The 12,493-nt window shown below is 34.8% G+C and carries 17 protein-coding genes; 13 read left to right on the forward strand and 4 right to left on the reverse strand.

Features of this window, described 5'->3' with window-relative positions; translation table 11 throughout:
- Together SMAR_RS02325 and SMAR_RS02330 are read right to left on the reverse strand one after the other, a co-directional pair.
- A complete protein-coding gene (locus tag SMAR_RS02325; protein ID WP_011838760.1) occupies positions 1-417 on the reverse strand; it encodes a secondary thiamine-phosphate synthase enzyme YjbQ in 417 nt (138 codons plus the stop codon).
- Between the two features lie 79 nt (positions 418-496).
- Positions 497-1,180, reverse strand: a complete 684-nt coding sequence (locus tag SMAR_RS02330; RefSeq protein ID WP_011838761.1) for a RibD family protein — start codon at positions 1,178-1,180, stop codon at positions 497-499.
- Positions 1,181-1,282: 102 nt separating this feature from the next.
- Between SMAR_RS02330 and hsp20 the strand changes: the two genes are divergently transcribed.
- The 13 genes from hsp20 (at position 1,283) to SMAR_RS02395 (ending at position 10,432) form a co-directional block, all read left to right on the forward strand.
- On the forward strand, positions 1,283-1,846 hold the full coding sequence (gene hsp20, locus SMAR_RS02335; protein ID WP_011838762.1) for an archaeal heat shock protein Hsp20: 564 nt from the start codon (positions 1,283-1,285) through the stop codon (positions 1,844-1,846).
- Positions 1,847-1,905: 59 nt separating this feature from the next.
- The gene (locus SMAR_RS02340) at positions 1,906-2,406 is read left to right on the forward strand and encodes a metallophosphoesterase (RefSeq protein WP_244372463.1); all 501 of its coding nucleotides are present in this window, start codon (positions 1,906-1,908) and stop codon (positions 2,404-2,406) included.
- Positions 2,403-2,696 carry a DUF4258 domain-containing protein gene (locus SMAR_RS02345; RefSeq protein WP_011838764.1) on the forward strand — a complete coding sequence of 98 codons (294 nt, stop codon included), beginning with the start codon at positions 2,403-2,405 and terminating at the stop codon, positions 2,694-2,696. Before SMAR_RS02340 ends, SMAR_RS02345 begins: the two co-directional genes overlap by 4 nt.
- Before the next feature lie 271 nt (positions 2,697-2,967).
- Positions 2,968-3,837: a uridine phosphorylase gene (gene udp / locus SMAR_RS02350; protein WP_011838765.1), complete on the forward strand. Its 870-nt coding sequence runs from the start codon at positions 2,968-2,970 to the stop codon at positions 3,835-3,837.
- A gap of 5 nt (positions 3,838-3,842) precedes the next feature.
- A complete protein-coding gene (locus tag SMAR_RS02355) occupies positions 3,843-4,796 on the forward strand; it encodes a carbohydrate kinase family protein (protein ID WP_011838766.1) in 954 nt (317 codons plus the stop codon).
- Positions 4,786-5,757: a hypothetical protein gene (locus SMAR_RS02360; RefSeq protein WP_011838767.1), complete on the forward strand. Its 972-nt coding sequence runs from the start codon at positions 4,786-4,788 to the stop codon at positions 5,755-5,757. Before SMAR_RS02355 ends, SMAR_RS02360 begins: the two co-directional genes overlap by 11 nt.
- A gap of 83 nt (positions 5,758-5,840) precedes the next feature.
- Positions 5,841-6,155 carry a hypothetical protein gene (locus SMAR_RS02365; protein ID WP_011838768.1) on the forward strand — a complete coding sequence of 105 codons (315 nt, stop codon included), beginning with the start codon at positions 5,841-5,843 and terminating at the stop codon, positions 6,153-6,155.
- 1 nt (position 6,156) lies between these two features.
- Positions 6,157-6,570 (forward strand): putative metallopeptidase, encoded by a 414-nt coding sequence (locus tag SMAR_RS02370; RefSeq protein ID WP_011838769.1) that lies wholly within the window; start codon positions 6,157-6,159, stop codon positions 6,568-6,570.
- 14 nt (positions 6,571-6,584) lie between these two features.
- The gene (sucC, locus tag SMAR_RS02375; RefSeq protein WP_011838770.1) at positions 6,585-7,724 is read left to right on the forward strand and encodes an ADP-forming succinate--CoA ligase subunit beta; all 1,140 of its coding nucleotides are present in this window, start codon (positions 6,585-6,587) and stop codon (positions 7,722-7,724) included.
- A gap of 6 nt (positions 7,725-7,730) precedes the next feature.
- Positions 7,731-8,612, forward strand: a complete 882-nt coding sequence (gene sucD, locus SMAR_RS02380; protein WP_011838771.1) for a succinate--CoA ligase subunit alpha — start codon at positions 7,731-7,733, stop codon at positions 8,610-8,612.
- 58 nt (positions 8,613-8,670) lie between these two features.
- Complete coding sequence (locus SMAR_RS02385; protein WP_425277384.1) at positions 8,671-9,102, forward strand: hypothetical protein; 432 nt, start codon at positions 8,671-8,673, stop codon at positions 9,100-9,102.
- 111 nt (positions 9,103-9,213) lie between these two features.
- The gene (gene ppa / locus SMAR_RS02390) at positions 9,214-9,744 is read left to right on the forward strand and encodes an inorganic diphosphatase (protein ID WP_011838773.1); all 531 of its coding nucleotides are present in this window, start codon (positions 9,214-9,216) and stop codon (positions 9,742-9,744) included.
- Position 9,745: 1 nt separating this feature from the next.
- Complete coding sequence (locus SMAR_RS02395; protein ID WP_011838774.1) at positions 9,746-10,432, forward strand: hypothetical protein; 687 nt, start codon at positions 9,746-9,748, stop codon at positions 10,430-10,432.
- Between the two features lie 98 nt (positions 10,433-10,530).
- On the opposite strand, the gene SMAR_RS02400 is transcribed toward SMAR_RS02395, so the two are convergent.
- Positions 10,531-11,604: an MBL fold metallo-hydrolase gene (locus SMAR_RS02400; protein WP_011838775.1), complete on the reverse strand. Its 1,074-nt coding sequence runs from the start codon at positions 11,602-11,604 to the stop codon at positions 10,531-10,533.
- Between the two features lie 76 nt (positions 11,605-11,680).
- Positions 11,681-12,397: a hypothetical protein gene (locus SMAR_RS02405; protein WP_011838776.1), complete on the reverse strand. Its 717-nt coding sequence runs from the start codon at positions 12,395-12,397 to the stop codon at positions 11,681-11,683.
- Positions 12,398-12,493 lie beyond the last annotated feature (96 nt).

A 12,493-nucleotide genomic window follows, 5' to 3' on the forward strand; every position in this document is an offset into this window, starting at 1 on the left:
TTACTCACCAATAACAGTTACAATAACGTGTCTACGAGATCTGGGGCCATCCATTTCTACGAGGAAAATATTTTGCCAAGTACCCCTAACTAGTCTACCATTAATAACTGGAAAAACCCGATCAGCCCCTATTAGAGCTGAGCCTATGTGTGCATGTGCATTATCATCTATGAGATTGTGTTTCCACTTAGAACTACCGGGTTCTGTTAACTCTTTGATCTTAGTAATTATATCCTCCATTAAACCTGATTCATGCTCATTAGCTATAATTGCCGCTGTAGCATGGGGTGCGAAGACGAGAACCATTCCATTCTTAACACCACTATCTTCAACAATTTTTTCAACTTCATAAGTAATATCTATTAATTGAAACTTCTTATTAGTGGATAGAACTATTTCACGTGTATAAACTTTCAATATAACCTACCCCTTCGAGGGCTCTATTGATTGTGTAATGTATTATGAGTAATTTATATCCTTCTAATAAAGATATAGATCACTGTTCTTCGTAGACTGGTTTATAATTAATAGTTATCTCGCCGGTTATGTGATCTATAAATATGTTTTTGAGAACAAGCTTTAATGGAGATTCGAGAAAATCTTCAATAAGTGAAGTCTTGTTTAATCCAATGATTAATGGAGAGATCGATAAATACAGTTCGTCGATCAATTTGTTTTTGAGAAGGGAGGCTAATAATTGTCCTCCACCCTCTATAAGTATTTTTCTAATATAGAATTCTCTATATAGTTTCTCAACTGCTTTTCTAAGATCGAGTTTTGAGGGGTCATTTTTATCTGTGTCGATAAATAGTACTTTTACGCCCTTCGATGTGAATCTCTTAATTATTTCTCTATCCTTATTACTAATGCTTGTGATAAGTATTGTTGGAGCATATTTTGTATTAAACACTTTATATTTAGGCGTTACTCTTAGCTTACCATCAATCACTATTCTATATGGTTGTTTGCCCTTATAGCCTGGTAAACGTATTGTTAGTAATGGGTCATCTATTATAACAGTATTAGCACCAACCATTACAGCATCTACAATTGATCTAAAATAATGTAGTCTGTAAAGGTCTCTATCACTACTTAACTTGTATTTTTTACCCTTAACAGATAATCCTCCATCAACACTAATCGTTGAAAACACCAATACATATGGTCTCTCCAATTTCAAATAGACACCATACATTCTCATATTGCTTAATCAATCAAAAATATTAAGACATATAGAAAATAAAGGTATAATGAACTAATCGGTTGAGAGGTGATATTCTATATGAGTAGATGGGATGATTATAATAAACGGCGTAGAAGAGGATTCTTCGACATATTTGATGAAATATTCAGGCAAATGGAAGAGGAAATGAATAGGTTACTGCGAGAATTCGAAACATTGGAGACTAGAGGATTTATAGAAGAACTCGGCCCAACAAGAAGATTAGGTCCTTACGTTTATGGTTTTAGAATAACAATAGGCCCAGACGGTAAACCAGTAATTGAAGAATTCGGTAATGTCAAAAAGGTTGAAGGTAAAAAAATGATTAGTGAAGAAAGAGAGCCCCTCGTAGACGTATTCGAGCATGAAGACAATATAACTATTGTTGCAGAGCTTCCAGGAGTAGAAAAAGATAAGATTAAGCTAGAAGTAAGCGATGATAAGAGGAAGCTTATTATAAGAGCAAGCGATACAAACAGGAAATACTATAAAGAAGTAGAGTTACCGGCAGAGGTTGATCCTAAGTCGGCAAAGGCTACATATAAGAATGGAGTATTAGAAGTAGTATTGAAGAAGATCAAAACATCAGAGAAAAAGAAGGGTTATGAGATAAAAGTAGAGTAAATTCTTCTTACCTAATCAATAGTTTTTCTGGAGGAACACGTAATATGTTGATCGGTGTTATGAGCGATAGCCATGATAATATCTATGCCGTGGATAAAGCATTAAACAAATTCATAGATCACCGTGTCGATGCAATCATTCATTTAGGAGACATCATTTCTCCCTTCGTTGTTAGGAGAATGAAGAATATATTGAAAGATATCAAGGTATACGGTGTTCTCGGAAACAATGATGGTGACATATACTTGTTAAGCAAATTATTTTCTGTTAATGGATGGGAATTATATAGCGGTCCATCCATTATTAATCTTGGCAATAGAAACCTTCTAGTAATGCATGGATATGATGGAATAGAGCATACTGTAAAAATTGCTAAATCCCTACTCAGCATCGAAGGGATAGATGCTGTATTATTCGGACATACTCATAGAGTACTGGTTCAACATATTAATAATAAGCTTCTATTAAACCCTGGAGAAACATGTGGTTACTTAACGGGTAAGTCAACAATAGCACTTTTGGATACAAAGGATTTATCTGTTGAAGTGCTAGAAATATGAACAACTTTTCTGGAGAGAAGTCTTTCTGGAAAATACGTGTATCTAAACATGCTGTGCATAGAATGAAGGAGAGAAGAATTAGTTTAGAAGATATATACGATACTATTAATGATCCATACATGTATTTCTATGATTCCTGGAACGACTTATACTTAGCCGTTAATATTAGAGGATATGCTGTTGTATATGCATTTCACGGCAACATTGTAGAGATAGTTACTGTTCTTGGTAAAAGAGAATTTGAAGCATTACTTTCAAAATACGGGAAAAGTAGATATAAACACTTATAAATATAACACAATATAATGTAATTATCTATACAATGTTTTTGCCCAAAATCCCCCTTCTTCGATCGCTCCACGTAGAGCGCTTTGAGCCCTTCATTTGTATTTCCTGGCCCATACATATCATAGATGGTGTTGTGAAGTAAAACCCTAAATAAGAACAAAGAGTGTTCCAAATCATCAACTATACAGCTTTCAAAATAATCATAGTATCTGAGTAAACAAATAGTCTTTATATTTAGAACCTTATAGAAAAAATATTGTAGGTGATGTTTTCTTGGAAAGAGGTAAGAGACTCAGTAGTGCCAGTGCTCCTGTTGATGAATCTGGTCGTGTATATCATTTAGGTGTTAAGCCTGGTGATGTGAGTAAATATGTTTTATTACCCGGTGATCCTGGAAGAGTTAAACGTATTGCTAGTTTCTGGGATGAAGCTTGGAGAGTTGCTGAGCACAGAGAATATTTAACGTTTAGTGGAAAATATAAGGGAGTATTCATATCTGCTACAAGCACAGGTATAGGTGCTCCCTCAACAGCTATAGCTATTGAAGAACTTGCCCGTGTTGGCTCAAATACTTTTATTCGTGTAGGAACCACAGGTGCTTTAAGGAGAAATATAGGTGTTGGAGACATAATTATTTCAACCGGTGCCGTAAGGCTTGAGGGAACAAGTAAACAATATGTATTCCCCGAATACCCAGCCGTTGCTTCATTTGATGTTACAATGGCACTTATAACAGCTGCTGAGGAGCTTGGCGTTAAATACCATGTTGGCTTAACGGCTAGTACTGATAGCTTCTATGTGGGGCAGGAGAGACCAGGCTATAAAGGTTATTTACCGCCTTTCCAGAGGGGTTTAATAGATTTTTTGAAAAGCGTTAATGTGTTGAATTTCGAAATGGAGGCTGCAACGATCTTTACATTAGCAAATATTTATGGTTTAAGAGCTGGCAGTGTTTGTGCCGCGATTGCGAATAGGGAGACAGAGGAATTCATAGTTGATGCAGGGGTTGATGATGCTATAAAGGTTGCTAATGAAGCTGTTAAAATACTTAATGAATGGGATCAAATAGTTAGAGAAACCGGTTCAAAAACAGTATCTGCAAAAACAATTCTAGAATGGTATAAAAGAATAGGCAGGTTGTAGGAGCCATGTCTAAGACTAGTTCAAAACCAATACATGTAGCCGTAGGTAATTTAAACATTGATATAACAATGTATGTTCCAAGACTGCCAATGCCTGATGAAAGTGTTTTTGCCGAAGAAATAATGATTGGACCAGGTGGTTCTGCATCTAATTATTCAGTAGCAGTTACTTATTATGGCCATATAGCATATCTTATTGCTTCAACATCGCTTAATCAATTAATAGATTCTATCTTGGAAAAACTAAACTCGATCGGTGTATATACAAGATTTATTAAGAGAGTTGAAGAAAAACCCGGCATTGTAAATGTAATAGTAATCCCAGGTGGAGAAAAAATCATGGTTAAATACAGAGGTGCTAACGAGTTATTATCTCCTAACGATGTTCCTAGACAATTATTAGAGGAAGCAACAATAGTTCATATGGCAAGTATTCCGCCAACTATTGCATCAGAAATAGCAATGCGAGCCACAGGCTTGGGCTCACTAGTAAGCTATGATCCTGGAGCTTATGCATTATATGATAAAGAAAAAATTGTTTCAATACTGGACAACATAAATATCCTATTTCTTAATAGATCAGAAGCTCGTTCAATTACTGGAGGTAAAGTAGAGAACCTACTAAAATATGGTACAGATCTAATAGTTATTAAGAAGGGGCCGGGAGGAGCATATGTTTTACAACATGGAGGAACAGTTTATCATGGAGTATCAAAACCTATAAGACCACCTATAGATTCTACAGGTGCTGGAGACGCTTTCGATGCATTTTTTAATGCTGCATACATAGATTATAAGGATCCAGGTAAAGCATTATCATATGCATTAGCTGCAGGAGCATTGAAAGTAATGTGCCGTGGAAGCATACTTTGCTGGGATAAACAATTATTCTCGAAACAATTAAATGAAACAATTGTAGAAGAAATAAAAGAGCCGGAGAACTGGATACTTGAAGACTAACAATTCTCGTGAATTAATAGAGTTATTAGATAAAATTAGAGAAATTATAAGAATACTTATCCAATACGACTACGGGAAAGACTATAAAATACATAAGACTAATAGAGAAATAATTATTCGAATAAGTAATAGTAGGCTAAAAGAACAATTAAGCCGTAAAAACATTGTCGGAAATAATGAAATAATTCTGGAATATCCTTCAATACATGAACAACTATGTATAATGCCTAGACTAATAGATCTAGAAAGCATTGAAAAGAAGAACGAGATTATAGGATCAGCTATTTTCTTCGAACTATTCATAAAAAATCATGGTTCCAAATATATTATCGTCATAGATGATCAGAGTAGAAACTATATTTTAACAAGTTATTATCTATCAATATACATTGATAAATACAATGATGAAAAAGTAGATCCAGTAGTATTCTATAAATATTTGCGGGAAATCCTTAAACTAAAAAACATTATGAATGAAGCCAAAAATCTTGAGAGTTCTCTGAAAATAAAATTTGATCCAGAACTACATGAGAAATACATAATTACTATTAGCCAACTAGACAATATAACTCCTATAATTGCTAAGTTATGGGAAGAAAACAAAGAACTCTTTGATAGAATAAATAGTATTGTGGAAGAAGAAAAAATTTCTGAAGAAGAAATTCTGAAGAAGGCGAATAAGCTAGTAGAAAGGAAAACAATGTTAATTGATAATTACTTGCTTGAAAAAATAAATAAAATATTATCCAGCATCATTGATAACAAATATGTTGTTCTTAAGCTTTCGAATATAATTGGATCTATGAAGAAGCCACTTAATTATGTTGAAAAATTATCTATTATTCAACGTTATCTAGAACAGAACCATGGATGTAGAAATGTTTTCTTAGTGGATGGAGAAGAATACTATGTTTTAATCAAAGTCTCTAAGATTCCTCTCATACCGATCAATATATCCTGAAAACGTAACGAAATATTACTCATAAATACTATTGAACTCTAATGTATAATTCTAGGTACAAAATTGTCTAGAGGGGTTCCTAATTGTATCCAAGAATATATAAGAATGAGGATGTAGAGGAAATTATAGCCGCTATACCGGAGAATCATTATCATGTGAGATTCTTAATTAAATTTCGTGATCAAACCATATTGTTGCAGGAAGCAACCGTTGCTGCATTGGTAAGGGCATATGCTTATACAGCGCTTCATCCTTTCAGAAAAGGAATAATTCTTCGTAGAAAAACATTGAGCAAGGAAGAAAAGAAACCAGGCTATGCAACTCATCAATTAATTGAAATAACTGGTTCCGAGGATAAAGCTGTAAAAATCATTACAGATATAATAGGTGAAAAATAGCTTGGTAAAATATGTTGAAGCAGAAGATGTATGTTGCTTAATTAATGTTATAGTGCATTTTCTCCATGATAATTTTAAGCACATAGATCTTAATAGAATAAAATGTTTTAGAAGCATTGGGTCTAAATCATATGCTTATGCTAGAATACATGGTTTACCACGTATTTGGATTAAAGCTCTTGGAATAAAGCCTATGTATATAGTCGAAGTGTTATCGGAGAGATATGATCCATTAAATATTGAGGATAAGATACAAGTACTAATACATGAACTATTACATATACCTTATAGGTTCTCAGGGGGTCTCAGACCACATGGGAAATATGTTAATAAGAAAACAATACATAAACTCTATGGCTTATTCGTTGAGAGAGGAGGATTAGAATTTTTACTTAGAGATAAGCATTGTATTTGAATCGGTGAAAATATTTGAAGTTATACGAGTTCGAGGCAAAAGAGATCGCTAAAAACAACGGTATACCTGTTCCTCGAGGAGGTATTGCTAAAACACCTGAAGAGGCAAGAATTGTTGCTGAGAAAATTGGTGGCGAAGTAGTGTTGAAGGCTCAAGTACTGGTTGGGAGAAGAGGATTGGCAGGTGGAGTCTTATTCGCTTCTAACTCTCTCGAAGCTGAAAAAGTTGCTAGGGAACTATTTAGTAAACGTGTTCGTGGTGAAAAAGTAGAGCTTATTCTTGTTGAGGAGAAGATCTGTATTGATAAAGAATATTATTTATCTCTAACCATAGACCGCTCAAACAGGGAAATAGTATACCTTGTATCCCCTCTGGGAGGAGTTGAGATAGAAGAACTTGTTAAGAAATATCCGGATAAATTATTGAGGATCAGAGTTGATCCCGTAATTGGATATAAACCATACATGTCGCGTTTAGCAGCTAAATTTCTAGGTTTACCAAAAGAGCTATGGCCAAGTATGCATAAGATAATGAATTCCATGTATAATATTATGAAAAACTATGATGCTGATCTTGTAGAGTTTAATCCATTAGTTAAAACTTGTAGTAACGAAATAGTAGCAGTCGATGCTAAGATAACGATTGACGATAATAGTCTTTACCGCCACATAGAATTTGCTGAGAAATATGGGAGAGAATTATCTGAGATGGAGGCTATCGCTAAAAAACTTGGATTCTCCTATGTAGAGCTTGACGGAGATATTGGGATAATGTGTAATGGCGCCGGATTAACTATGGCGACAATGGATATGGTTGCATATTATGGTGGGAGACCAGCTAACTTCCTAGATATAGGTGGTGGTGCTTCACGTGAGAGAGTCAGGGAAGCAGCTAAGCTATTATTGAAACATGACAAGGTTAAAGTGCTTCTAGTAAATATTTTCGGCGGTATAACTAGATGTAACGAAGTAGCTAGAGGAATAATTGAGGCTGTAGAAGAAACTGGTGTTAAAAAACCAATTGTTATTAGATTACTTGGTACCAACGAGGAGATAGGTAGAAGACTTCTCGAAGAGAAAGGGTATAGTGTTTTTAGCGAAGCAGATGATGCAGTTAAGAAAGCTGTTGAGATAGCCAAGAATTTATCAAGGTGAAAAATTATGGGTGTCCTCGTAAATAAGAATACAAGGGTTCTTGTACAAGGAATAACTGGTAGAGAAGGTAGTTTTCATACAAAATTAATGCTAGAATATGGAACTAAGATAGTGGCGGGAGTTACTCCTGGTAAGGGAGGAATGAATGTTTATGGTGTACCAGTATATGATACAATATATGAAGCGGTAGAGAATATTGGAGAAATAGATGCTTCCATAATATTTGTACCAGCAAAGTTTGCAAGTGACGCAGTATTTGAAGCGATAGATGCAGATATTAAAACAATAGTTGTAATTACCGAGGGAATCCCCGTACATGAAGAATTAGAATTTGTGAGATACGCTAAAAAGAAAAACATCACTATTATCGGGCCAAATACTCCGGGAATAATGGTACCAGGAGAAACAAAGATAGGGATAATGCCAGCACATGTTTTCAAGCCTGGAAACATAGGTTTAATCTCTAGAAGTGGTACATTAACATATGAAATCGCACGAGAAATTGGAAAGAAAGGATATGGTATATCTACAGTCATTGGGCTTGGAGGAGACCCTGTTACAGGGCTGAATTTCATTGAAGCATATGATTTATTCGCAAAAGACCCTATCACAAAAGCCGTTGTGTTGATCGGGGAAATAGGAGGGGATGCAGAGGAAAGATTTGCAAAATACTATGCTGAATTACCCGTGAAAAAACCAGTTGTAGCATATATTGCTGGAAAAACTGCTCCTCCTGGTAAGAGAATGGGGCATGCAGGCGCAATAATTTCCATGGGAATGGGAGATTATCGATCCAAGAAGCAAGCATTGCTTAAGGCAAATATTCCCGTTGCTGAGAAACCTTCAGATATACCAATACTTCTTAGTTCAGTATTGGAGAAACTATAAAATAATTAAATACTGAATAATAAGCTTTATTTTTCTAATCAACATAAATATTTTCCAGGTGATTAAATTGTCAGCTGTAGTTAAAGAATTTTCCTCATTCGCGGATCTAATCAAGAATATAGACGAAGAATTAAATACGCTAAAACAACAACTTGCCGACTACCTTAGAAGACTGGAAGATATACGTGCTAAAAGCGAACAAGAGAGAAGGCTAAGAGAATTATTAAAGAACTTAACTGGCGAAGAACAGACTAGTAAAGGAAAGGTTGTGGATTTAAAAGATGTTAAACTCTATGTAAACCCCGACGCCGAACAAGAAGCAACTGTTATGGAAGAAATCATTGATAGAATAAATAAGACCATACAAAGCTTGCAAAGTATTAGAAAGGCTCTTGAACCATTATCAAATGTTGAAGTAGAAGCAAAGATAGTTGTGGTATATAAAGAAGGAGTGCCCTCATCAATAATATTGAAGCTATCAAGCATGTAATATTAATATCATAGTTTTTCAAAGTAGAACATTACTATTTTTATCGCCTCTCACTTAATATACAATTATTGAAAATAAACTTTAGCATGTAACAGTAGAAGGTGATCCCTCATGATCTACGATAAAATAGGTCCTGGAAAAAATGCTCCCAAAGAAGTACATGTTGTAATAGAAATACCTATGGGTAGTAGTGTTAAGTATGAAATCGATAAAGAAACGGGTCTAGTATTCGTTGATAGAATACTGTTTACATCAATGCATTACCCGTTCAACTATGGTTTCATCCCTGGAACACTAGAAGAAGACGGAGACCCCGTGGATGTTCTCGTATTAGGATATGAGTCTCTCTATCCAGGTGTTATCATAAAGGCTCGACCCATAGGTGTATTAGAGACAGAGGATGAGAAAGGCCGTGATGCTAAAATAGTGGCTGTGCCAGTTGAAAAAATAGATCCAAGGTTTGAAAATATTAAAGACATAAATGATCTCCCGGAGAACTTTAGGGATAGAATAGCTCATTTCTTCGAGCATTATAAAGAGCTTGAAAAAGGTAAATGGGTTAAAGTTATAGGTTGGAAGAGCAGAGAAGATGCATTGAATAGGATCAGAGACGCTATAGAAAGGTATAAGAGGAGTATGTGAATTGGGGAATACTTTTTTATTATTAAGCATTATACTTTTGTTCCCCTTAGCATTAATATCCGGAATTATTTCGCCTTTTAATAGTCCACAGACAATCACTGGTGAACTAAAATACGTCGTCATAGTTGATGGAGCACGTAGCGATAATCCTTTAGAGATAGTTTCTTTTCAATGTACAATATCGTTAAAGATCAAAGACAATAAAGTAGAAAGTATTACAGCATCAAATTTCATTATCAATAATATACCTAACTCTATATCTTATAGATTTCAAGAATTCGTGAAAACATTGATCATTAAATGGTTTAATTCTTTCAGCTTATTCGATAAAGTTGAAAGCAATTCTAAAACATATATTAGTGTTAATGGAAGAATTGTTGAAGCATATATTGTTCCCAGAGATAATGGTGTAGAATATAGGGAGGCTAGTACAGGACTATATGTTGGCGGAGACAATGAATTACAAATAAGTATAGAAACAATTTCTCCAGTACATCTAAGATATAAGTATAATTTAAGCATTATCAGTTATCTATTCAGTATTGAGCCAGAACAACTAATTAATTCCTTCGCCATAGTAGAGCCTCCGACAATTATTGTTAGGAATTCAACGATAATTATTGCAGCTGCTATAACGGTTTTAGCTGTTAGAACATTGGTGAAGTGGAAAGATTATAGCATTATGTAGAAACCATTTGATCAGAACGGCTCTTCGTCATCACGGGTCAGATTCGCAGGCGTTCTTCATCTCTAAATATTATTTATTATGCTCTCCCATTAATAACCCTAGATAATAGAAGATGATAAAACACGTGGGCCGGGAAGAACAATTGATCTCCATCCCCGCTTATTTAGTTCACGTGCAAGTGCTTCAGCATTACCTTGCCTCGAACCATCCACTATAACTAGTCTAGGCTCTGCTTTTTCCACATATTCTATTAACTCATCGAAATCTGCGTGATCACTCAAGGCTACGAGCCATGTATATCTATCTAGTTTCTTAATAGGCTCGTCGAACTCCCAACCACTTAGAACAATGTATAAAGTATTATTTCCTAGACGCCTATGTCTAGCCTTATTGAAGTGTTCGAATAAGATGTATCTGTTACTTTTAAGAATTTCTCTTCCCTCCAAGCTCCTCATATTATAGTATTCCCCTATTTCATAACCATATTTCTCCGCAATCCTTGTAACTTCATATATTCTTTTAGGCATTAAGAATGGTTCTCTCACACCATTCCTTCGAAGAATCTGCATTGCTTCCTGGATTTTCCCATGGTACCCGAAAATTACTACTTTACCATATATTTCTAAACCATCTAGAACAATATCAACAAGGAGATCCTCTACTTCATTCTTGAAGGGTCTACGATAAGATGGATCGCCATATGTAGACTCAATAATTAATATATCTAATCCGTCCATGATCTTAGTATTTTCTCCTAACTTAAAATCTCCAGTATATCCAATTCTAAGATCATTTGTTTCAATTAAGACCTGTGCTGAACCAATAATATGATGAGATGGAACAAGAACGAGTTTTTCTTTTCCATAAATATATTCTTCATAATAGTTTAGTCTCACCATCTTGTTTTTATAAAGCATTCTAAGTTCTCTTCCACCAATATAGCCCAGAATTATTATTAGATCATGAGTAGCAGGAGTAGCTACTATTTGTTTAGAATAATATATGCTGTCTTTTAATCCCACAATATGATCATAGTGAGCATGAGATATTACTCTAACAGGCTTCTCAGCAAAACCATCTATAGCAAAATTTTCTCCCACAATAATTGCTGAAGTATCCTCTAATATATCAACATATTTTAGTAGTTCAGAGTAGCTCCTAGATTTCGCCAAGCATTCCACGCTCAGTCAGCGTTTTATTGCTGTTTATCAACATGGATATATTGGTTTCTAGATTAAGAATTTATTACTAGGAAAAAATTCTTGTTTCGCTTATTGGTTTCCATTTCCTAGTTTTCGCATCGAAAAATATTAGAGGCTCGCTTCTAAGTCTAAGGAATAACTGATATTCTAATGGATCTAGTTTTTCCTTGATTATTTCATCGTTATCTGTATCTATTTCTTCGAAGAGTTTCTTCTTAAAATTCTCCCAAAACTCCGCGTCAACAGCTACTCTTTCTCCTCTTAAAGGAATCACTACAGCCCCCATTCTCTCCAAGTAATTAAAGAATTTATCTCTATATCTAAGCCCTGTAAGCTTACTTTCAAATAATACTTTCTCTTCCTTAAGTCTCTCGATTCCTGTCTTACGCTGCCTTATAGGTTTCTCTCTCTGTATAGGCGTTGGACGAGTAATTTTTGTTGTTATTTCCTGCACTTTCTTATCTATATCATTAATTCTTTTCTCTAACTCGTCGATTTTATCATATAATTCTATTATTTGCCTCCTTAAATTCTCTACAACCATTAATTGCTCATTTACAGCATCCTGCACATATCTTTTAATCCTTGTCTTAAGCTTATCTAGTGAAGGAATAGTTTCAGCTCCTACTGCTTGATTGATGAGTGCTAGTATATAATCGCTGATCATAGAGTATCCTTCTTTCTCGGCTTTAGCTAATAGTTTCCGATAGGTTTCTTCATCTACCCTTATAGTTAATACTTTGTATTTTTCCTTCCCAGCCATTCCACACCATCAACTAAATATTTATGTATAATCACAGCTTTAAACCTCTAATTATATAAATGAGTGATTGATGATGAAGCCTCTACTCGATGAATA

Origin of the sequence: Staphylothermus marinus F1 (assembly GCF_000015945.1) — an archaeon.
GTDB lineage: Archaea > Thermoproteota > Thermoprotei_A > Sulfolobales > Desulfurococcaceae > Staphylothermus > Staphylothermus marinus.

Excerpts from the sequence above, each read along its gene's own strand:
- hsp20 (WP_011838762.1), top strand. The coding sequence starts at position 1,283 with ATGAGTAGATGGGATGATTATAATAAACGGCGTAGAAGAGGATTCTTC.
- SMAR_RS02340 (WP_244372463.1), top strand. The coding sequence starts at position 1,906 with ATGAGCGATAGCCATGATAATATCTATGCCGTGGATAAAGCATTAAAC.
- SMAR_RS02345 (WP_011838764.1), top strand. The coding sequence starts at position 2,403 with ATGAACAACTTTTCTGGAGAGAAGTCTTTCTGGAAAATACGTGTATCT.
- SMAR_RS02355 (WP_011838766.1), top strand. The coding sequence starts at position 3,843 with ATGTCTAAGACTAGTTCAAAACCAATACATGTAGCCGTAGGTAATTTA.
- sucD (WP_011838771.1), top strand. The coding sequence starts at position 7,731 with ATGGGTGTCCTCGTAAATAAGAATACAAGGGTTCTTGTACAAGGAATA.
- ppa (WP_011838773.1), top strand. The coding sequence starts at position 9,214 with ATGATCTACGATAAAATAGGTCCTGGAAAAAATGCTCCCAAAGAAGTA.
- SMAR_RS02405 (WP_011838776.1), bottom strand. The coding sequence starts at position 12,397 with ATGGCTGGGAAGGAAAAATACAAAGTATTAACTATAAGGGTAGATGAA.